Genomic DNA, 20,695 nt, shown 5'->3' on the forward strand with positions numbered 1-20,695 from the left:
GCAGGGCAAAGTTGATCGAAGGAGGAAAAATGTCACACTTTCGACGATATCTTCCCCTCCTGGGCGCCCCTGCCAAAGTCGGCGGCGCTGAGCTAAACTGCGACTTCGTCAGTCATGCACGTTCCGGCCCACTCCCCGAAGCCGGCGTCATGCGGGCCGGAGTGGCCCGGTCTGCAGCGGGCGCCCGTTTCGAGGCGCACACATAATCCGAATACGCTGCGGATGTTCGCAATAGGCGAGGCCGCGCCATGCGGCCACCATTGCGCCTGACGCAGACAACCACAGCATTCCGAGAGGGAGAACAATGGATCAGGACTTCATCGCCGCGGCGCTGGACTATCACCGTGCACCGACGCGGGGCAAGATTTCGGTCGTTCCGACCAAGGGCCTCACCAACCAGCGCGATCTGGCGCTGGCCTATTCCCCCGGCGTCGCCGCCGCCTGCGACGCCATCGTCGCCGACCCTGCGGAGGCGCGCGAACTGACCAGCCGCGGCAACCTGGTGGCGGTGATCACCAACGGCACCGCGGTGCTGGGCCTGGGCAACATCGGCCCGCTGGCGTCCAAGCCGGTGATGGAAGGCAAGGGCTGCCTGTTCAAGAAGTTCGCCAACATCGACGTGTTCGACATCGAACTGGCGGAGAACGACCCCGACAAGCTGATCGACATCATCGCCGCGCTTGAGCCCACCCTGGGCGGGGTGAATCTGGAGGACATCAAGGCGCCCGAGTGCTTCTACATCGAGCAGAAGCTGCGCGAGCGCATGAAGATCCCGGTCTTCCACGACGACCAGCACGGCACCGCGATCATCTCCTCGGCCGGTCTGATCAACGGCCTCAAGCTGATCGGCAAGGACATCGGCCAGGTCAAGCTGGTGTGCTCCGGCGCCGGCGCGGCGGCCATCGCCTGCCTGGACCTGATGGTGGGCCTGGGCCTGAAGCGCGAGAACGTCTTCGTGTGCGACTCCAAGGGCGTCATCTACCAGGGCCGCGACGAGAAGATGGAGGCCAACAAGGCGCGCTACGCCCAAGTCACCGACGCGCGTACCCTGGCTGACGCCATCGTTGGCGCCGATGTGTTCCTCGGCCTGTCCACCGCGGGCGTGCTCAAGCCCGAGATGGTGCAGAAGATGGCCGACAAGCCGCTGATCTTCGCGCTCGCCAACCCCAACCCCGAGATCCTGCCGGAAGACGCCAAGCGCGTTCGCCCGGACTGCATCATCGCCACCGGCCGTTCGGACTACCCGAACCAGGTGAACAACGTGCTGTGCTTCCCCTTCATCTTCCGCGGCGCGCTCGACGTGGGCGCCAGCACGATCAACGAGGAGATGAAGCTGGCCTGCGTGAAGGCGATCGCCGAGCTGGCCCAGGCCGAGCAAAGCGACATCGTCGCCTCGGCCTACGGCGGCGCGGAGCTGTCCTTCGGCCCCGAGTACATCATCCCCAAGCCCTTCGACCCGCGCCTGATCGTCAAGATCGCCCCGGCGGTGGCCAAGGCGGCGATGGACTCCGGCGTGGCGACCAAGCCGCTGGAGGACATGGCGGCCTATGTGGCCAGCCTGAGCGACTTCGTCTACCAGTCCGGCGTGCTCATGAAGCCGGTGTTCTCGGCCGCCAAGCGCGTGCCGATGGAGCAGAAGCGCGTGGTGTACGCCGAGGGCGAGGACCCGCGCGTGCTGCACGCGGTGCGCGTGGTGGTCGATGAGGGCCTGGCGCGCCCCATCCTGATCGGCCGTCCGGGCGTGATCGAGATGCGCATCAAGAAGATCGGCCTCAACCTGGTGCCGGAGCGCGACTTCGACATCGTCAATCCGGAGTCCGATCCGCGCTACCGCGACCTGTGGAACGAGTACTTCCGCCTGATGAGCCGCGACGGCGTGACGCCGGACATCGCCAAGGCCAAGATGCGCCGCGACACCACGCTGATCGGCTGCATGCTGCTGCGCACCGGGGATGCGGATGCGCTGGTGTGCGGCACCTTCGGCACCTACGACTACCACCTCAAGCAGGTGCAGGACGTGATCGGTCTCAAGCCGGGCTGCAAGCAGTTTGCGGCGATGAACATCCTGCTGTTGCCCAAGCGCATGCTGGCGGTCACCGACACCTATGTGAACGAGAGCCCGAATGCCGAGGAAGTGGCGGAAATCGCCCGCATGGCCGCCGATGAGCTGCGCCGCTTCGGCATCGAGCCGCGCGTGGCGCTGCTGTCGCATTCCAACTTCGGCAGTTCCTCGTCGGCTTCCGCCCGCAAGATGCGGGCGGCCAGCGACATCCTGCGCGCCTCGGATCCGGACCTGATCTGCGACGGCGAAATGCACGGCGACGCCGCGCTGAGCGCCGAGATCCGCAGCAAGGTCAATCCCGAATCGACGCTGCAGGGCGAGGCCAACCTGCTGGTCATGCCCAATCTGGACGCGGCCAACATCTCCTTCAACCTGATGAAGATCGCCAACGGCGACGGCGTCTCGGTCGGACCCATGCTGCTCGGTGCTGCGCTGCCGGTGCATATCCTGACGCCCTCGGCCACGGTGCGCCGGCTGGTGAACATCACGGCCGTCTCGGTGGTCGATGCGCAGGGTCAGCGCGAGGCCTCCGCACGCTGAGCGGGCGGACAGGCGCCGCCCGCATGCCTTCGGGCTGCGGGTGGCGGACAAGGACGCGCGGCGCCCGGCGGGCCGTGCCCAACGGCAGGGAGGACTGGCGATGATCGTCCGGTTCGGCGCTGCGGCGCATCGCGCATGGCGACCGTGGCGGGCTGCGGCGCTTGCCCTGTGGTGCGTGCTGACCGGCCCGGCCGCCGCCTCGTCCTGGCTGCTCGCGTCGCCCGATCCGCGCGTGGTGCCGGGGGAAAGCTTCGAGGTCGTCGTGGTGGCGTCGACACCACCGCAGCACTGGCCCGACAGCTTACCGGCGCAGGTCGAGGCCCCCGGCGGCGCCCGTATCGCCATCGAGCTTGCAGCGGCGGAAGGCGGCAGCGATGCGCCGCAGACAGCGACCCAGCGGCGCTACCTGGGGCGCTGGCCGGCAGAACTGCTGGGCGTTGCAACCCTGGCCCTGCGCGACATGCCGGCGGCCCGGCTGCTGGTCGAAGCCAGCGGCGAGCGCCCGGCAGGCGTTGCGGCGCTCGAGCCTGCATCCGCCGAGGCGAGGCCCGCCGCGCTGTCTTCATCCCTGGACGGAGAAGCGCTGCGGACGGACGAGACAGTCGCCCCGGCTGCGCTCGGTTTCCACGAACCCATCTATTTCCTGGTCGGCGGGCACGACAAGCGTGCCGCGCGCTTCCAGTTCAGTTTCCGCTACCGCCTGTTCGACGACCATGGCCTGGTGGGCGAGGCCTTTCCGGTGGTCCGCGGGCTCTACTTCGGCTTCACCCAGACCTCGCTGTGGGACCTGTCCTCGGACTCCAAGCCCTTCCGCGACAGCAGCTTCCGCCCTTCGCTGTTCTACCAGTGGCGTGCCAGCGACCCGGAAAGCGGCGGTTCGCTGGCCTTTGCCGGTGGCTACGAGCACGAATCGAACGGGCGCGACGGCGAGGATTCGCGCAGCATCGACACCCTGTTCCTGCGTGCCGACGCACGCTACTACCTGGCCGACGGGCGCACCTACCTGGGCGCTGCGCCCAAGTTCTGGTTCTACCTCGACAAGGAGGACAATCCGGACATCGCGCGCTACCGCGGCTATGCGGAACTCGGCCTGCGCGCGGGGCGCGACGACGGCCTCATGCTGACCGGGCTGCTGCGCCGCGGCACCGCGGGCAAGGAAAGCGTCCAGCTCGACCTGTCCTATCCGGTCCGGCGCAGCATCTTCTCCGGCGTGGGCGCCTTCCTGCACCTGCAGTATTTCAAGGGCTACGGCGAGACCCTGCTGGACTACGACGAACGTCGCGGGTCGCGGTTTAGAATCGGCCTTTCCATCGTCAGATAAGCCGCCGCCACCTGCGGCCCAGAACAAAGGAGACGCACATGCCCCAAGCCATCCGCTTCCATCAGACCGGCGGCCCCGAAGTGTTGCAGTGGGAATCGATCGAAGTGCCGCCACCCGCGGCCGGCGAGGCGCAGGTGCGCCACCACGCGGTCGGCCTGAACTACATCGACACCTACCACCGCACCGGCCTGTACCCGGTGCCCCTGCCTTCCGGCATCGGCCTCGAGGGCGCGGGCGTGGTCGAGGCGGTGGGCGAGGGCGTGAGCGATCTCGCCCCGGGCGATCGCGTGGCCTACGCCGGCGGGCCCCTGGGTGCCTACGCACAGCTGCGCAACATGCCGGCCGACCGCCTGGTCAAGCTGCCGGAGGCGCTGTCCTTCGAGCAGGGCGCGGCGATGATGCTGCAGGGGCTCACCGCGCAGTACCTGCTGCGCCGCACCTACCGGGTGCAGCCCGGCGACACCATCCTGATCCACGCGGCCGCCGGCGGCGTGGGGCTGATCGTCTGCCAGTGGGCAAAGGCGCTGGGCGCCACGGTGATCGGCACCGTGGGATCGGACGAGAAGGCCGCGCTGGCGCGCGCACACGGCTGCGACCACCCCATCGTCTACACCCGCGAGAAATTCGCCGAGCGCGTGCGCGAGATCACCGGCGGCGCGGGCGTGCCGGTGGTGTATGACTCGATCGGCGCGGACACCTTCATGGATTCGCTCTCCTGCCTGCGCCCGCTCGGCACCATGGTGCTGTTCGGCGCCGCCTCCGGCCCGGTGCCGCCCTTCGACATCGGCCTGCTGGCCAAGATGGGCTCGCTCTTCCTCACCCGCCCGACCCTGTTCACCTACACCGCGCGGCGCGAAGATCTGCTGGCGATGGCCGGCGAACTGTTCGACGCGGTGATCTCCGGCAAGGTGAAGATCGAGGTCAACCAGCGCTATCCGCTGGCCGATGCCGCCCAGGCCCATCGCGACCTGGAGGCCCGGCGCACCACGGGCTCGACCATCCTGCTGCCCTGACGCGGGCGCGCTTGCGCGGCATGTGCATGCGGTTTGCTGCGGCACCGCAAATTTATCGAATTGCCACACTTGCCTTCGCCTCCTGCGATCTATCATGAATGATGAACTGCCGTCGTCATGCCCCTTTGGCGTATGACGACGGCAGCGGTGCCGCGCTACGCTGCGGTCCTGCGGACATATTCATCGATGGAGGTTTCCGAATGGAACAGGAAACGATGTGGGGCGCGCTGGGGGCTAGCCTCGGCGGCAGCCTGCCCACCGTGTTCGGTGCGCTGGCGATCCTGGTGGTGGGCTGGTTCGTTGCGGTCAGCCTGCGGGCGGCGCTGCGCCGCCTGCTGGCGATGAGCGGGCTGAACCGGCGGCTGAAGGATGCCGTGGGGCAGGAGATGGACGCCGAGCGCGCACTGACCCTCGGGGTGTTCTGGCTGGTCTTGCTGGTCACCCTGATCGCGGTGCTCAACACGCTCAACCTGGAGAACGTGTCCGCGCCCTTCGCCGCCCTGCTCGAACGCATCACCAGCTATGTGCCGCAACTCATCGCCGGCGCCGTGCTGGCCCTGGTGGCCTGGCTGGCCGCAACGCTGCTGCGCGCGCTCACCGAGAAGGCGCTCTCCGCGACCACGCTGGACGACAAGCTGTCGGCCGAGGCCGGCATGGAGCCGATGAGCCGCAATCTGGCGAACGTGCTGTTCTGGCTGGTGCTGCTGCTGTTCCTGCCGGCGGTGCTCGGCGTGCTGGGCCTGCACGGCCTGCTCGAACCGGTGCAGGACATGCTCGACAAGGCCCTGGCAATGGTGCCCAACATCTTCGCCGCCGCGGTCATCGGCCTGGTCGGCTGGGTGGTGGCCAGCGTGCTGCGCGGGCTGGTGGGCAACCTGCTGGCGGCCGCGGGCGCGGACAAGCTCGGCGGTACGCTGGGCCTGGGCGAGGACCTGCGGCTGTCCCGCCTGGCCGGCATCGTGGTGTTCATCCTGGTCTTCGTGCCCAGCCTGATCGCCGCGCTCGACGCCCTGCAGATCGAGGCGGTCTCGGGGCCGGCCATCGGCATGCTGCAGCAGTTCTTCGACGCGGTGCCGCACATCCTGGCCGCAGCGGTGATCCTGACCGTCACCTGGTTCGTCGCCCGCTTCGCCGCCGGGCTGATCGGCAAGCTGCTCGCCGGCGTGGGCTTCGACCAACTGCCGGCCCGCCTGGGCTTTGCGCATGCCTTCAAGGGCGAACTCAGCGCCTCGGCCCTGGTCGGGCGCCTGGTGCTGTTCTTCGCCATGCTGTTCGCTACCGTGGAGGCCGCCAACCGCCTGGGCTTCGGCCAGGTGAGCGACATCGTCGCGATGTTCATCCAGTTCGGCGGCGACATCCTGCTCGGCGGCGTGATCCTGGTAATCGGCTTCTGGCTCGCCAACCTCGCCCACGCCGCGATCGCCAGCGCGAGCGGCGAGAAGAGCGTCGGCCTGGCCCAGGTGGCGCGCGCCGCCATCCTCGGCCTGGTGATCGCCATGGGCCTGCGCGCCATGGGCATCGCCGACGACATCGTCAATCTCGCCTTCGGCCTCACCTTGGGCGCGGTGGCGGTGGCGGTGGCGCTGTCCTTCGGCCTCGGCGGGCGCGAAGCGGCCGGACGGCAGATGGAGTACTGGCTGGCGCGCCTGCGCAAGGACGAGCGCAAGGACGGATAATGCCCTGGCGGCGGGCCCTGGGCGGCCCGCCTTCGCAGCCGGGGACAACATGAAGGGCAACTCGCCACGCCGGGGCGTGGCCACCGAAACGCGCATCGCACGCACCGCCTACGGCGGGCTGGCGGTGCTGGTCGCGCTTCCGTTCATCGTTGTCGGCACCTATTTCGCACTGGCCGGCTTCGGCGTGCTGCCGTTGCCCGGGCGGGCGCATGCGCCGCTGTGGGTGATCGGCGCCGTTGGCGTGGCCTTCGCGCTCGCCGGGGCGGTACTGTGCGGCCACGGCCTGCGCGGCCTGCTCGCAGCCCGCCGTATCAGGATGCAGCGCAGTCGCCACGCCGACCGCCCATGGCTGCTCGACTACCCCTGGGACCCGTGCGGTGTCACCGACGGCGGCGCGGCACGCTGGGGACAGACGCTGCTTGGCGTGGTGCTGTTTGGTGCATTGCTGGTGCCCTTGAACTGGTGGGCCTTCCTCAGCGACGACGGCCGCTTCGTGGTGCGCGCGCTGGTCGGTTTTTTCGACATCGCCTGGCTGCTCGGCGCGGTGGTGGCTGCCTACCGGTTCGTCCAGTACCTCAAGTACGGCACCAGCCGGCTGTCCTTCGGCGCCTTCCCATTCCGCCCCGGTGGCCGGGTCGAGCTTGGCTTCTCCCCCAACCGCTTCGCGCGCCTGGATCTCGTGCTGCGCTTCGTCGAGGAGTGGTACGAGGCCAGCGGGCAGGGCAAACACCGCACCATCCACCACCGCGCCCGCGAGCTTTTCCGGCGCGAATGGACGCTGTCGCCGCCGGCCGGCGCGCGCGAGGCGGCGATCGCCTTCGATCTGCCGGATGAACCGGAGCTTCTGACCCGTCTGCAGGCCGACCCGCGGGTGCGCTACTGGGAGCTGCAGGTGAGCGCCGCGCAACCGGGCATCGACTTCCACGCGGCGTATCCGCTGCCGGTCTATGCCTGCGAAGCGTGGCAGGTCGGCAAGCCGCTGCGCCGCGCGCCGCTGGCCGGAGCACGCTTTCTTCGGCCCTACGCCTTCGAGCTCGGCGTGCCCGTGCTCCTGTGTGTCGCGCTGGCGGCCTTCTGGCTGCTGGCGCCCGAGCCCGCCCAGCGCGTCCTGAATGGGGCTGCGCAGTTGATCGAGCGAGTGCGCACCGCCCACGCGATCGAGGCGATGACCGGCATCGACAAGGCCGGCATGGCGGTGCTCAGCGGGCCGGACGGGCGCATGTGGGCGCTGGGGAAGTACACGCTGGCGCGTTACCAGGGCGACGAGCCGGAACTGCTGCTCGACGCAGCCAGCTACCGGGCGCGTTTCGGGCGTCGCGTCGATGCGCTGTCCGCGCTCCAGGTGGTCGGCGCGGACGAGGCCTGGGTCGGCTCGTGGTACGGCGAATTGTTGCACTATCGCGCCGGCAAATGGCGGATGGCCGCCGCGCGCGGCGCACCGCTCGCACGCCGCGTTCATGCGCTGGCCGTGCATCGCGGCACGCTCCTCGTGGCCGGCGGCGATGGTCTGTGGCAGATGGACGGCGACGGCGAGCTGCGCCCGGTGACGGGCCTGCCGGCGGGTGCCGCCCAAGCGCTCGAAGCGACGGCGGACGGTGTGCTGTATGCCGCGCTGGGGGCCGAGGTGTGGCAGCTGACCGGCGAGACCTGGCGGCCGTTGTGGGCGGGAGCCGATGGAGCGGCCGAAGTGACCGCGCTGCGCGCCGAGGCCGGCCGCCTGCTGGTGGCCACGCGAGGCGGGCTCTTCCTGCTCGATGCCGACGGGCGGGAGGTCGAGCACCTGCTGTCGGGCGAGCATCTCACCTCGGTCGTCGTGGCCGATGGCGGATACTGGCTTGGCGCATGGCGACGAGGCCTGCTGCGCGTCGATGGTGCGCGCAGCCGCCAGTTCGAGCGAGCGGACGGCTTGCCCGATCCGGACGTCAACGCACTTGCTGCCGATGGTCGTGGCAGGCTGTGGATTGCCACCTATGGTGCGGGTCTGCAGCGCGCCGAGATGTCGGTGCTTCTCAGCGTCAAGGAGTGACGTCGGCGCGACGGCGTCGGCGGCTCGGGTAGAATTCCGCCCCATGACCGCCCAGCTTCCAAATCCCTCCGAACCCCGTTTCGTCCACCTGCGCATGCACACCGAGTTCTCGGTGGTGGACGGCATCGTGCAGATCGATCAGGTCCTGAAGGCCGCTGCCGATGACGGCATGCCGGCGCTCGGGATTTCCGACCTGGCCAACCTGTTCGGCATGGTCAAGTTCTACAAGGGCGCGCGCGGGCGGGGCATCAAGCCCATCGTCGGCGTGGACGCGTGGATCACCAACGACGCCGAGCGCGACAAGCCCACGCGCGTGCTGCTGATCTGCAAGAACCGCGAAGGCTACGGCCAGCTGTGCGAGCTGCTCACCCGCGCCTTCCTGGACAACAAGTACCGCGGGCGCGCGGAACTGCGCCGCGACTGGTTCGAGGGCGGCGCGGCGAGCGGGCTGATCTGCCTGTCCGGTGCGATGCACGGCGACATTGGGGTGGCGCTGGCCAACGGCAATGCCGCGCAGGCGGAGGAGCTCGCGGCGGAGTGGGCGCGCCTGTTCCCGGGCGCCTTCTACATAGAGCTGCAGCGCGCCGGCCACCCCGGCACCGAGCGCTACATCCGCCAGGCGGTGCAGATCGCCGGCAAGCTGGGCCTGCCGGTGGTGGCCACCCATCCGGTGCGGTTCCTGAAGCCGGACGACTTCCGCGCCCACGAGGCGCGGGTGTGCATCGCCGAAGGCTACGTGCTGGCCGACAAGCGGCGGCCGAAGAACTTCACCGAGGAGCAATACTTCAAGAGCCAGGCGCAGATGTGCGAGCTGTTCGCCGACCTGCCCGAGGCGCTGGAGAACGCGGTGGAGATCGCCCGGCGCTGCTCGCTGACCGTGCAGTTGGGCAAGAACTTCCTGCCGCTGTTCCCGACCCCGGACGGCATGAGCCTGGACGATTTCCTGGTGCTGGAGGCCAAGCGCGGCCTGGAAGAGCGTCTCGCCCAGCTCTACCCGGAAGCCGGGGAGCGCGAGCGCCAGCGCCCGCGCTACGAGGAACGCCTCAAGTTCGAGACCGACACCATCATCCAGATGGGCTTCCCGGGCTACTTCCTGATCGTGGCGGACTTCATCCAGTGGGCCAAGAACAACGGCGTGCCGGTGGGGCCGGGGCGCGGCTCGGGCGCCGGTTCGCTGGTGGCCTATTCTCTGAAGATCACCGACCTCGATCCGTTGGAGTACGCCCTGCTGTTCGAGCGCTTCCTCAACCCGGAGCGGGTGTCCATGCCCGACTTCGACATCGACTTCTGCCAGGACAACCGCTACCGCGTCATCGAATACGTGCGCGAGCGCTACGGCAAGGAGGCGGTGAGCCAGATCGCCACCTTCGGCACCATGGCCTCCAAGGCGGTGGTGCGCGACGTCGGCCGCGTGCTCGACCTGCCCTACGGCCTGTGCGACCGTCTCTCCAAGCTGATCCCGATCGAAGGCGCCAAGCCGGTCTCGCTCGCCAAGGCCTACGAGATGGAGCCGCAGATCGGCGAGATGATGAAGGACGGCAACGACGGCGAGGCCATCCAGACCCTGTGGGGCCTGGCCGAGCCGCTCGAAGGCCTCACCCGCGGCGTCGGCATGCACGCCGGCGGCGTGCTGATCGCGCCGGGCAAGCTCACCGACTTCTGCCCGCTCTACATCGCCGACGGCGACGACGCCACGCCGGTGTCGCAGTTCGACAAGGACGACGTGGAAGCGGTCGGCCTGGTGAAGTTCGACTTCCTCGGCCTGCGCAACCTAACGATTATCGAGCTCGCGCTCGATTACGTGCAGCGCCTGGAAGGGAGCCGCATCGACCTGATGAGCCTGGGCTTCGAGGACCCTGCCGCCTATCAGATCCTCAAGGACGCCAACACCACGGCGATCTTCCAGGTCGAATCGGACGGCATGAAGAAGCTCCTCAAGAAGCTCGCCCCCGACCGCTTCGAAGACATCATCGCGGTGCTCGCGCTCTACCGCCCGGGGCCGCTCGGCTCCGGCATGGTGGACGACTTCATCCTGCGCAAGAAAGGCCAGCAGGAGATCGACTACTTCCACCCGGACCTGAAAGCCTGCCTGGAGCCGACCTACGGCGTCATCGTGTACCAGGAACAGGTGATGCAGATCAGCCAGATCATCGGCGGCTACACCCTGGGCGGCGCGGACATGCTGCGGCGCGCGATGGGCAAGAAGAAAGCCGACGAGATGGCCAAGCACCGCGCCACCATCGCGGAAGGCGCGCAAAAGAAGGGCTACGACCCGGCACTGGCCGAACAGCTCTTCGACCTGATGACCAAGTTTGCGGAGTACGGCTTCAACAAGTCGCACACCGCGGCCTACGCCGTGGTCACCTACCACACCGCCTGGCTCAAGGCCCACCACTGTGCGGCCTTCATGGCGGCGACGATGTCGTCCGACCTGGACAACACCGACACCATCAAGATCTTCTACGAGGACACGCTGGCCAACCGCATCAAGGTGCTGCCGCCGGACGTGAACGAATCCGACTACCGCTTCGTGCCGGTCGACCGCAAGACCATCCGTTATGGACTGGGTGCGGTAAAGGGCTGCGGCGAGCCGGCGGTGCGCGCCATCCTCGGCGCACGTGAAAAGGGTGGCGCCTTCCGCGACCTGTTCGATTTCTGCGAGCGCGTCGACCGCCGCATGGTCAACCGCCGGGTCATCGAGGCGCTGATCCGCGCCGGGGCGATGGACACGCTCCCCGGCCACCAGGGCATCGACCGCGCGCAGTTGGTGGCCACCGTCGGCCTGGCGATGGAGGCGGCCGAGCAGGCCGCGGCCAACGCGCTGCAAGGCGGGCTGTTCGACATGATCCCGGAAGCGGCCGGCGCCGCGCCCGAGTTCGCCAAGGTGCGCCTGTGGTCCGAGCGCGACCGCCTCAAGGAAGAGAAGACCGCGATCGGTTTCTTCCTCTCCGGCCACCCGTTCAACGCCTTCAAGAGCGAAGTGCGGCGCTTCGTGCGCCGCCCGCTGTCGCAGCTCGAACCCTCGCGCGAGCCGGTGAGCATGGCCGGGGTGGTGATGGAAGTGCGCACCAAGATGGGCAGCCGCGGCAAGATGGCCTTCATCCAGCTCGACGACGGCAGCCAGCCGCGCGAGGTGGCGGTGTACTCCGAGGTGCTGGACGCCAACCGCGGCAAGATCGTCACCGACGAGGTGCTGGTGGTCGAGGGCAAGGTCAGCAAGGACGACTTCAACGGCGAGGGCGGCCTGCGCATCATCGCCGACCGCCTGTACACCCTGGGCGAGGCGCGCGCGCGCCATGCCCGCGCGCTGCAGGTCTGCATCAATGGCGAGGTGCCGGCCGCCGGCGGCGCGGTGGCCGCGGCCGAGCGCCTGCAGGGGCTGCTGTCACCTTTCCGCGACGGCGGCTGCCCGGTGCGGGTGCGCTACCGCAACGCCGAGGCCGAGGCCGACCTGCCGTTCGGCGAGGGCTGGCGGGTGCGTCCGGAGGACGCGCTGCTGGAGAGCCTGCGCGAATGGCTGCCGCCGGAGGCGGTTGAAGTGCTCTATTCCTGAATACTGCGAGTGGCGTCCGGCAGGAAGAGCAGATCCAGCACTGTACCGCCGGCGTCGCTGCGACGGATCTGTAGCAGCCAGCCCAGGCGCTCGCAGATCAGCCGGACGATGAACAGCCCCAGGCCGTCGTCGGGCACATGGCGGTCGCCGGGGCTAGCGAGGCGCTTCCGTACCCGGTCCGGCAGACCTTCGCCTTCGTCGGCAATGCTCAGGCTGTGCGCGCCCAGATCGATGCGTACAGCCCCGCGGGTGTGGCGCAATGCGTTCTGCAGCAGGTTGCGCAGCAGCATCCGCACCAGTGCGGGGTCGGCCGCCACCACCGGCCCCGGCTGTGCCGTCCGCAGATGCACCCTGGAGCGCTGTGCCGGGGTGCCGCAGTTCTGTTGTTCCACCAGCCCCTTCAGGGCAGCCGCCAGGTCCACCTGCTCGAGCTGTTCGTCTTTGTCCGCGCGGCGTGCGAGCTTGAGAAGGGCTTCTACGTCGGCGCGCATCTCGTCCGCCGCGCGACGGATGCGCGCGACGGTGTCGCGGTCCGCCGCACCGAGGGAGTCGCGCTGCTCGAGCACATCAAGGGCGCCCGAGATCACCGCCACCGGCGTGCGCAGTTCGTGGCTGGCCAGGCTGACCAGCGATTTCTCTCTCTGCACGTAGGCGTCCAACTCGGCGAGCAGGCGGTTCAGCATGTCGGCGATGTCGGCGAGTTCCGCCTCCCGATAGTGGGTCTCGAGGCGGGCGAACGGCGTACCGGGGCGGATGCGCGCAATGTGTCGGGTAAGCTCTTGCAGGGGCGCGACGATACGACGCGTGCCGAGGCGCGCGAGCAGCAGCGCCAGCGCCAGGGCCGCGATGGCGAAGGCTGCCAGGCCGACCTGCAGCACCGTCTCGCGGCTTTCCATCAGAGTGATGTCCTGTGCCAGGTAGAGCACGCCCGGCGGGGTAGCGGTGCGCTCGATGGAGAGCAGGTAGGTGCGTTCGCCGACTTGCACCTCCGCTGAGAACGGGACGCTGCGGTGGAGAAAAAGCGCGGGCAGTGCGTCCGGGCTGGCGCCCGCGGGCAGGTAGGTGGCGGTGAGCACCGCAGTCTGCCAGCTCTGCGGCTGCGGCCCGGTGATCGCCGCTTGGAGGAAGTCGCGCTCCAGCGCCAGTTCGCGAAGCAGGATGGTGTCCTCCACGTCCTCGTACACATAGTCCACCGCCACCAGCGTCACCAGCACGTTGATCAGGCCAATGACGAGGATGGTGCGGAACAGCCGGCGGGAGAGCGAAGCCTTCATCGGGGCCGGATCACGGAGTCAGAGTGCCACGAGTGCGCGCGCGTGTGCGTCTAGCAGGAGCTGCCAGTCGTCGGGGGACAGGAAGCGCTGGTGTCGTTGAAGTTGCTCCAGATCATGCCGGGCGGCCTGCCTTCGGGTGAATCGCATGCGCATTTTCTCCAGATCGAGCAGGGCAACCTGCGGCAAGTCGGTGCTGTCGAAGCGGATCATAACGTGCTTGCCGTACAGGCAGCTGTGCTGCAGGCGGGCACGATGCAGGTGACCTAGCGCATGGCCGATGGCGCTGGCGACCGCCCGACGTTCGCTCGCCGAGCCGGCGGGCAAGGCATCCAGCGCGTGGTAGCCGCTCAGCGCGGAGGTGACGAGCACCGCCTGCATGCCTTCGGCCGTGCGGCGGGTGCCATGAAAGAGCGGCTTCGGTGCGGGGATGCCCAACCCGGCAAGGCGTTGAAGACAATGCCACTCTCGACTCGCCGTCGGACTGCCCAGCGGATGGCGGAGGCTGCGGTACAGGTGGTTGCACTGTCGCTTGATGTAGACCTCTTCGCCGTCGACGATGGCACGTACCACGCCGCTCCATCCGTTGCGCCGCTGGTTGGGTGCTTCCACCCAGTCGCCGGGCAATGACCACCAATAATCGAAGGGATGAAATTCCCGCTGGCGATCGCGAGCTGTGTGGGCGTGTGTGTAGTGACGCTCAGGCGCGGCGTAGTACATATACGCGCCACATTGATTGTCCGGGGAGGAAATCCAGCCGTGCGACGATCTCGAAGCCCGCGAAGGCGAACTCGGCCTCGGCGGTAGTGCGGGGAATCACGTAGCGATTCTGGTATCCGCTCTTGCCACGCGCCCGGCGCCGCGCTTCCTGACGTTTGCGGCGCCAGGCCATGTAGTTGCCATCCACCCATAGGGACACGATGACGGTGTCGCGGGTCACGCGATGGAATTCGCGCAGCATCGCGAGCCGGTGCTCCGGCTGGCCGATGTGGTGCAGCAGGCGCATGCAGAAGATGCTGTCGACCGCCCGGTCCGGCAGGCCGATCGCAAAGGCCGAGGTCTGCAGCGGGCGGATGCGCTCCAGCAGGCGGGGGGCTGCATTGCGTACCGCGACGTCGAGCATTGCAGCGGAGTTGTCGGCAGCGATGATCAGGCGTTCCGGGTGCTCCGCCAGAGTGTTCCAGAAGCGGCCGGCGCCGCAGGGCAGGTCCAGCACCTGTTGCGGCTGGCCGGCCAGTGCCAGTGCGCGGCGGGCCAGTTGTTGGTCGCGCAGATTGGTGAGGCGTCTCCGCAGGCTGCCACGATGCTTATCGAAGTACGACTGTGAATGTTGCGGGTCGTACTTGGCGGAGAACGGAAGTTCGATCCGGTTGTTGCTGTCGGTCGCGGGCATGGCGGGTTCCGAGTGGTGCTAGAGCCGCCAAGGCTATTCGGGTGCAGGTGAAGGAAAGGTCGGGCAGATGTGAAGAAATCGTTGGGCGGAGCCTGTCAGTGCTCAGCGAGGCGGTAGCCGATACCATGCACCGTGTGCAGAAGGGGGCTTCCGAATGGTTTGTCGATCTGTTGGCGCAGGGCGTGAACGTGGCTGCGCAAGGCATCACTGTCAGGCGGGTCGTCACCCCATACCGCCTCCTCCAGCACCTCGCGCCGGACCACGGCCGGGCTTCTCTGCATCAACGCAGCGAGCAATCTGAGACCGATCGGGCCGGGGTGTACCGACGTCCCGGCGCGTGTGACTTCGAGCGTGTCGAGGTTGTAGCAAAGATCGCCTACCTGAAGGGTGTGCTGCAGACCGCCCGTGCTGCGTTTGAGTACCGCCTGGATGCGTGCGGCCAGTTCGGGGAGGGCGAACGGCTTGGTGAGGTAGTCGTCTGCACCGGTGCGGAAACCCTGCAGGCGGTCGTCCAGTGCATCGCGGGCGGTGAGCATGATCACCGGCACGGCCTTGCGCTCGCCCTCGCGCAGGCGTTCGCAGAGGGTGAAGCCGTCGATGCCCGGCAGCATGATGTCGAGCACGATCAGGTCGTAATGCTGGGTTGCCGCAAGATGCAGGCCGGTTAGGCCGTCGGCGGCGCAATCGACGGTGTAACCCTTCAGGCTCAGATAATCGGCGAGATTGGCCAGGATGTCGCGGTTGTCTTCGATGACCAGTAGGCGCATGGGAGGATCGTGAAGAAAGCTTGCGGTGGGCGCTGCACCCGGCCGCGCGGATCAGTTGTTTGCCGTGGGTGCCAGCCGTATCAGAACGTGGCGGGCGTCGCGGTAGTGTTGTTCCAGTCGCGGGCCATATCGCGTCTGCAGGCCTTCAAGGTCGCGCTCGCGTAGCGCCAGGAAGATGGCATGGTCTCCGTCTGTCAGAGCTGCCAGCTCGTCGCTCGCAATGCTCCGCGCGCCTCCACGGGAATAATAGCGTGCCGAGAACGGCAAATCGCCCAACCAATACAAGGAAGCAGCGTCACCGTCCGGCAGCGCCTCCAGCGCATCGACCAGCGGAGCCGCAGACCTGAGCTGCTCCGGATGCGCCACGAAGTGCAGCCCGATCAAGGTGACCGTCAGAGGCACCGCCATTGCGGCCCCCGGCAACGTCCACGGCTTCGGAGGATGCGCCAACGCGGGCAGCAGGCCGCGTGCGACAAGGATGGCGAGGAAGGGCAGGCCGGGCAGTACGTAGGTCCACAGGATGTTGCCGGACAGGCTGAAGAACAGGGCCGGGGCGAAGGCTGCGGGGATCAGCAGGCGCAGGGCGGAGTCGCCGAGGCTGCGGCGCAGGGCGGCGCGCCGGGACGGCGTCAGCAGGCTGCGCCCGAGCAGCACGGCGCCGACCGGCCCCCAGGGCAGGCTGGCCCACAGCAGGAAGAGCCAGATGGTGCCGCGCGGTTCGTCGTGCGCGCTGCCGTAGAGATCGCCGGCCCAGCCGGGATCGATGAAGCGGCGCAGGTGCTCGCCCACCAGGAAGTAGTCGAGGAAGCCGGGGGTCTTCAGTTCGGCGGCAACATACCAGGGCACGACGATGAGCGCGGTGAGCAGGCTGCCCCGCCACCACGGCAGTGCCCGCCACAGATCCCGCCAGTGGCGTTGCCACAGCCCCCAGGCGAGGACCGGCAGACCGACCAGCACCACGGCCAGCGGCCCCTTGGCGAGCAGGCCGATGGCCAGGCCGGCGAAGAAGGCCCAGCGCCATCCGGCGGGCGCGCCGGGCTCCATCGACAGCGCCAGGGCGACCAGGCTGAGCGTGGTGCCCAGGGTCAGGAAGGGGTCGGTGAGCACCGCGCCGGCGCTGACGAAGGGCAGGGCCATGCTGGCCAGGATGAGGACGGTGAGCTGCCCGAGCCGCTCCCCGCCCTGGCGACGGGCCAGTTGCCAGCTGAGCCAGAGGATGCCGAGCATGGCCAGCCAACTCGGCAGGCGGACCGTGAAGTCGTGCAGGCCGAACAGGTCGATCGCGCCTGCCTGCGCCCAGAAGGACAGCGGCGGTTTGCCCCAGAAGGGCACGCCGGGTTCGAACCAGGGGGTGATCCAGTCGCCGCTTTCGGCCATCAGGCGGGCGGTTTCCGCGTAGCGCGGCTCGGTGGTGTCGCTCATCGGCAGGAGCGCCATGGTGAGCAGGCGCAGGGCCATGACCAGCCCTGCCAGCCAGAGCAGGCTGCCGGCGATGCGTGTGCCATGGCTGGCGGCAGGCGCCTGCAGCGAGCGCTCCGGGGACAGGGCGGCCTCAGGCATGGCGACGGGCGTTCCAGGGCTGCGCGGCGGTCTGCTCGCAGGCCACCGGGAGGATGCGGCGTTCGTCCTGCAGCAGGTAGAGCGGGCGCCGCTTGGCTTCGATGTAGGTCTTGCCGACGTACTCGCCAACGATGCCGATGCCCAGCAACTGCACCCCGCCGAGGAAGGCGATCAGCGCCACCAGGGAGGGGTAGCCGGCCACCGGGTCGCCCAGCAGCAAGGCCTTGACGACGATCCAGGCGCAGAAGGCCGCTCCGGCCAGTGCGGTGAACAGGCCCGCAAGGGTGGCGAGGCGCAGCGGGGCGACCGAGAAGGAGGTGATGCCTTCCAGCGCAAGGCCGAAGAGCGCTGGCCAGCCCCACTTGCTGCGCCCCGCATGGCGCGCGGCGCGGTCGTACTGCAGCACCACCGTGGGCAGGCCGACCCAGGCGTAGAGGCCTTTCATGTAACGGTTGCGCTCGGGCAACTGCAGCAGGGCGTCGACCGCGCGCCGGCTCATCAGGCGGAAGTCGCCGGTATCCACCGCCACCGGGCTGGGGCTCAGGCGCGCCAGCAGGCGGTAGAAGGCGTGGGCGCTGGCGCGTTTCAGCCAGCTCTCCCCGGCACGGCTGCGGCGCTGCATCTGCACCACGTCGGCGCCGGCCTGCCAGTGTTCGAGCATCTGCGGAATCAGCTCCGGCGGGTCCTGCAGGTCGGCGTCCAGCACGACGACCGCGGCCCCGCGTGTGGCGGCCAGGCCGGCGCTCATCGCCGCCTCCTTGCCGAAGTTGCGGCTCAGGCGCAGCAGGCGTAGTTCGCAGTGCTGCGGCCGGGCAGCGGCGAGAAGCTCCGCGGAACCATCGCTGCTGCCGTCGTCGACGAACACCAGTTCGGTGCTCAGCGCCAGCCGCGCGGCAAGCGCTTCCAGCCGCTGCAGGCAGGCGGGCAGGACTTCGCGCTCGTTGTAGAAGGGAACGACGATGCTCAGGTCGGGCGCGCGCGGGCGTTCAGCCGGCCGCTTGAGCGGGTGCAGGTTCATGGAAGACCATCCTCGCGTAGAGCAGGTAATTGAGTGCGGCCACGGCCACCGTGGTGAGCGCCTGCGCGGTGGGCGCAGCCAGGGCGACCGGGCCGTGCAGCAGGGCGAAGAGCAGCAGATTGGCCAGCCAGCCGACGGCGCAGGCGGCCAGGTAGCGCGGCAGCGCGCTGCCATGGGCGCGGGTGCTGGAGAAGGTGTGCCTGTGCTGCAGGGGGTAGTTGAGCGCGGCCCCGGCCAGCGCGCCCAGCGCGGTGGCCAGCCGGGCATCGCTGCCGACGGCGATCAAAGCGGCCATGCAGGCCCAGTGGAGCAGCGTGGCGGCGATACCGGCGGCAGCGAAGCGCGCGGCGCGAGCCGCGCGGGCGAAGACGCTGGGTGCGTAGGTGTGGGCCATGGCCCGCACTCTAGGGCTGCCGGTGTCGGCGAAATGTCGGCGAGGCGTTAAGAAAACGTGAAGGCAGGGTTCTGCGCTGCCGTGCCGCAGCGGGGCTCAGACGTCGGGCAGGATGTGAAAACCGGTGTCCTGCGGGCCGTCGGCGGCGCTGATCTCGATGCGCTCGACCTGGGCGTTGGGCGGACCCTGGTAGGCCCAGTCGATGAAGCGTTCGATGGCTTCCTCGGGGCCAGCCACCAAGGCTTCGACGCTGCCGTCGCGCAGGTTGCGGGCCCAGCCGTGCAGGGCGAGGCGGTCGGCCTCCGCCTTGGCGCTGGCGCGGTACCACACGCCCTGGACGCGGCCGACGATGAGCAGGCGGCGGCTGATGCCGGCGGTGGATGAGGTGTCAGACATAGGAGATCTCCGGGTCGTGGCCGTCGAGTTGCTGGGCGCGGATCAGCGCTTCGGTGAGATTGGCCGCGACGTTGTGCTCGCCCAGCGTGTCGAGGAAGCCCGAGCGGAACACCAGCGAGCCGGGCTGCGAGTTGAGGTCGCAGAGGATCAGTTCCGCGCCGCGCTTGTCGAGGTTGCGCTGCAGGGTCTGCAGGATGTCCAGCCCGGTGGTGTCGATGCTGATCACCTTGCCCATGTCGAGAATGACCACGTCCGGGTGGCCGTGTTGCATCAGCAGCAGGTTTTCCAGCTTGTTGGCGGCGCCGAAGAACAGGCTGCCGTACATCCGGTAGGCGAGGATGCGCGGACCGCCGTCGGCGCGTGACAGCGCCTGCACGCCGTAGTGGTCTTCCAGCGGGATGCGCTCGATGCGGGTGAGGTCGGACATGCGGTAGATGAAGAACAGGCTGGCCAGCGCCAGGCCGATCTCCACCGCCAGGGTGAGGTCGAAGAGTACGGTGATCAGGAAGGTGCCGAGCAGGATGGTGCGGTACTGCACCGAGAAGCGCGCCAGCTCCCGGGGCGCGAAGGCATGCCATTCGCCCATGTTGATCGACACCACCACGACGATGGCCGACAGGGTGGCCAGCGGGATGTGGCTGGCCAGCGGCGCGAGCGCCAGCACCACCGCGAGCAGCACGCCGGCGTGGATCATGCCGGCCACCGGGGTGCGCCCGCCGGTGCGGATGTTGGTTGCGGTGCGGGCGATCGCGCCGGTGGCGGCGAAGCCGCCGAACAGCGGCGCGGCGATGTTGGCCACACCCTGGGCCATCAGCTCCTGGTTGGGGTCGTGGCGGTCGTCGATCTGGCTGTCGGCGACGCGCGCCGAGAGCAGCGATTCGATGGCGCCCAGCAGCGCGATGGTGAGCGCCGGGGCGATCAGCTTGCCCAGGGTGCCGAGCGAGAGATCCGGCAGGCCGAAGTCCGGCAGGCTTTGCGGAATGCCGCCGAAGCGGCTGCCGATGGTGTCCACCGGCAGGGCCAGGAGCGCATTCAGCGCGGTGGCGATGATCAGCACCGCCAGCGGGCCGGGCAGGCGGCGCATCCATGCGAAGTGCGTGGCGGCCAGGCGGTTCCAGCCGAGCAGCACCGCGAGCGAGGCCACTGCAAGCAGCACGGTGGGCAGCTGGATGGTGTGCAGATGGGCGGCCAGCGTCTGCATCTTGGCGAAGAACTCGCCCGGCAACTGCTCGATCTGCAGACCAAGGAAGTCCTTGATCTGCGAGATGAAGATCACCACCGCGATGCCGTTGGTGAAGCCGATCACCACCGACAGCGGGATGAAGCGGATCATGTTGCCGAGCCGGAAGGCGCCCATGGCCAGCAGCATCACGCCGGACATCATGGTGGCGACCAGCAGGTTGGCCACCCCGTAGTCGACGACGATGGCGTAGATGATGGGGATGAAGGCGCCGGTGGGGCCGCCGATCTGCACCCGCGAGCCACCGAGCAGCGAAATCAGCAGACCGGCGACGATGGCGGTCCAGATGCCGGCGGCCGGGCTCATGCCCGAGGCGATGGCGAAGGCCATGGCCAGCGGCAGGGCGAGCACGCCGACGGTGATGCCGGCCGACAGGTCGGCGGCAAACCCTGCCCGGTCGTAGCCGGGCAGGGTGTCAAGCAGTTTGGGGCGGAACGAAACCATGGTGCCTCCTGAACGTTTCCA

At 68.7% G+C, this 20,695-nt stretch carries 15 protein-coding genes; 6 read left to right on the forward strand and 9 right to left on the reverse strand.

From position 1 onward, the window contains the following. Positions 1-304 precede the first annotated feature (304 nt). From IAI53_RS17215 to dnaE, 6 genes are all read left to right on the forward strand, one after another. The gene (locus IAI53_RS17215) at positions 305-2,602 is read left to right on the forward strand and encodes an NADP-dependent malic enzyme (RefSeq protein WP_187719362.1); all 2,298 of its coding nucleotides are present in this window, start codon (positions 305-307) and stop codon (positions 2,600-2,602) included. Positions 2,603-2,702: 100 nt separating this feature from the next. Further along, positions 2,703-3,923, forward strand: coding sequence for a phospholipase A (locus tag IAI53_RS17220; protein WP_187719363.1), 1,221 nt, complete (start codon positions 2,703-2,705; stop codon positions 3,921-3,923). A gap of 38 nt (positions 3,924-3,961) precedes the next feature. Continuing rightward, positions 3,962-4,936 carry a quinone oxidoreductase family protein gene (locus tag IAI53_RS17225; protein ID WP_187719364.1) on the forward strand — a complete coding sequence of 325 codons (975 nt, stop codon included), beginning with the start codon at positions 3,962-3,964 and terminating at the stop codon, positions 4,934-4,936. A gap of 200 nt (positions 4,937-5,136) precedes the next feature. After that, positions 5,137-6,612, forward strand: a complete 1,476-nt coding sequence (locus IAI53_RS17230) for a mechanosensitive ion channel (protein WP_187719365.1) — start codon at positions 5,137-5,139, stop codon at positions 6,610-6,612. A gap of 49 nt (positions 6,613-6,661) precedes the next feature. Beyond that, positions 6,662-8,638: a two-component regulator propeller domain-containing protein gene (locus tag IAI53_RS17235; protein WP_187719366.1), complete on the forward strand. Its 1,977-nt coding sequence runs from the start codon at positions 6,662-6,664 to the stop codon at positions 8,636-8,638. Positions 8,639-8,681: 43 nt separating this feature from the next. Then, complete coding sequence (gene dnaE, locus IAI53_RS17240; RefSeq protein WP_187719367.1) at positions 8,682-12,191, forward strand: DNA polymerase III subunit alpha; 3,510 nt, start codon at positions 8,682-8,684, stop codon at positions 12,189-12,191. On the opposite strand, the gene IAI53_RS17245 is transcribed toward dnaE, so the two are convergent. From IAI53_RS17245 to IAI53_RS17285, 9 genes are all read right to left on the reverse strand, one after another. After that, a complete protein-coding gene (locus IAI53_RS17245) occupies positions 12,182-13,465 on the reverse strand; it encodes a HAMP domain-containing sensor histidine kinase (RefSeq protein ID WP_187719368.1) in 1,284 nt (427 codons plus the stop codon). The two genes, dnaE and IAI53_RS17245, sit on opposite strands and share 10 nt — an antisense overlap. 18 nt (positions 13,466-13,483) lie before the next feature. Beyond that, positions 13,484-14,182 carry a lipopolysaccharide kinase InaA family protein gene (locus tag IAI53_RS17250; protein WP_187719369.1) on the reverse strand — a complete coding sequence of 233 codons (699 nt, stop codon included), beginning with the start codon at positions 14,180-14,182 and terminating at the stop codon, positions 13,484-13,486. Continuing rightward, entirely contained in the window at positions 14,163-14,855 is a 693-nt protein-coding gene (locus IAI53_RS17255; RefSeq protein ID WP_187719370.1) for a class I SAM-dependent methyltransferase, read from the reverse strand. The genes IAI53_RS17250 and IAI53_RS17255 overlap by 20 nt, the downstream gene beginning before the upstream one ends. A gap of 95 nt (positions 14,856-14,950) precedes the next feature. Next, on the reverse strand, positions 14,951-15,622 hold the full coding sequence (locus IAI53_RS17260) for a response regulator transcription factor (RefSeq protein WP_187719371.1): 672 nt from the start codon (positions 15,620-15,622) through the stop codon (positions 14,951-14,953). A 51-nt stretch (positions 15,623-15,673) separates the two neighbouring features. Beyond that, entirely contained in the window at positions 15,674-17,182 is a 1,509-nt protein-coding gene (locus IAI53_RS17265; RefSeq protein ID WP_187719372.1) for an ArnT family glycosyltransferase, read from the reverse strand. Then, positions 17,175-18,200 (reverse strand): glycosyltransferase family 2 protein, encoded by a 1,026-nt coding sequence (locus IAI53_RS17270; RefSeq protein ID WP_187719373.1) that lies wholly within the window; start codon positions 18,198-18,200, stop codon positions 17,175-17,177. Before IAI53_RS17270 ends, IAI53_RS17265 begins: the two co-directional genes overlap by 8 nt. Further along, positions 18,169-18,594, reverse strand: coding sequence for a GtrA family protein (locus IAI53_RS17275; RefSeq protein ID WP_187719374.1), 426 nt, complete (start codon positions 18,592-18,594; stop codon positions 18,169-18,171). Before IAI53_RS17275 ends, IAI53_RS17270 begins: the two co-directional genes overlap by 32 nt. A 96-nt stretch (positions 18,595-18,690) precedes the next feature. Further along, entirely contained in the window at positions 18,691-18,990 is a 300-nt protein-coding gene (locus tag IAI53_RS17280; protein WP_187719375.1) for an acylphosphatase, read from the reverse strand. Further along, on the reverse strand, positions 18,983-20,674 hold the full coding sequence (locus IAI53_RS17285) for a SulP family inorganic anion transporter (protein WP_187719376.1): 1,692 nt from the start codon (positions 20,672-20,674) through the stop codon (positions 18,983-18,985). Before IAI53_RS17285 ends, IAI53_RS17280 begins: the two co-directional genes overlap by 8 nt. Between the last annotated feature and the right edge of the window lie 21 nt (positions 20,675-20,695).

Origin of the sequence: Thauera sedimentorum (assembly GCF_014489115.1) — a bacterium.
Classification (GTDB): domain Bacteria; phylum Pseudomonadota; class Gammaproteobacteria; order Burkholderiales; family Rhodocyclaceae; genus Pseudothauera; species Pseudothauera sedimentorum.

Excerpts from the sequence above, each read along its gene's own strand:
- IAI53_RS17245 (WP_187719368.1), bottom strand. The coding sequence starts at position 13,465 with ATGAAGGCTTCGCTCTCCCGCCGGCTGTTCCGCACCATCCTCGTCATT.
- IAI53_RS17255 (WP_187719370.1), bottom strand. The coding sequence starts at position 14,855 with ATGCCCGCGACCGACAGCAACAACCGGATCGAACTTCCGTTCTCCGCC.
- IAI53_RS17225 (WP_187719364.1), top strand. The coding sequence starts at position 3,962 with ATGCCCCAAGCCATCCGCTTCCATCAGACCGGCGGCCCCGAAGTGTTG.
- IAI53_RS17235 (WP_187719366.1), top strand. The coding sequence starts at position 6,662 with ATGAAGGGCAACTCGCCACGCCGGGGCGTGGCCACCGAAACGCGCATC.
- IAI53_RS17215 (WP_187719362.1), top strand. The coding sequence starts at position 305 with ATGGATCAGGACTTCATCGCCGCGGCGCTGGACTATCACCGTGCACCG.
- IAI53_RS17285 (WP_187719376.1), bottom strand. The coding sequence starts at position 20,674 with ATGGTTTCGTTCCGCCCCAAACTGCTTGACACCCTGCCCGGCTACGAC.
- IAI53_RS17230 (WP_187719365.1), top strand. The coding sequence starts at position 5,137 with ATGGAACAGGAAACGATGTGGGGCGCGCTGGGGGCTAGCCTCGGCGGC.
- IAI53_RS17250 (WP_187719369.1), bottom strand. The coding sequence starts at position 14,182 with ATGTACTACGCCGCGCCTGAGCGTCACTACACACACGCCCACACAGCT.
- IAI53_RS17280 (WP_187719375.1), bottom strand. The coding sequence starts at position 18,990 with ATGTCTGACACCTCATCCACCGCCGGCATCAGCCGCCGCCTGCTCATC.
- IAI53_RS17220 (WP_187719363.1), top strand. The coding sequence starts at position 2,703 with ATGATCGTCCGGTTCGGCGCTGCGGCGCATCGCGCATGGCGACCGTGG.
- IAI53_RS17260 (WP_187719371.1), bottom strand. The coding sequence starts at position 15,622 with ATGCGCCTACTGGTCATCGAAGACAACCGCGACATCCTGGCCAATCTC.
- IAI53_RS17275 (WP_187719374.1), bottom strand. The coding sequence starts at position 18,594 with ATGGCCCACACCTACGCACCCAGCGTCTTCGCCCGCGCGGCTCGCGCC.
- IAI53_RS17265 (WP_187719372.1), bottom strand. The coding sequence starts at position 17,182 with ATGCCTGAGGCCGCCCTGTCCCCGGAGCGCTCGCTGCAGGCGCCTGCC.
- IAI53_RS17270 (WP_187719373.1), bottom strand. The coding sequence starts at position 18,200 with ATGAACCTGCACCCGCTCAAGCGGCCGGCTGAACGCCCGCGCGCGCCC.
- dnaE (WP_187719367.1), top strand. The coding sequence starts at position 8,682 with ATGACCGCCCAGCTTCCAAATCCCTCCGAACCCCGTTTCGTCCACCTG.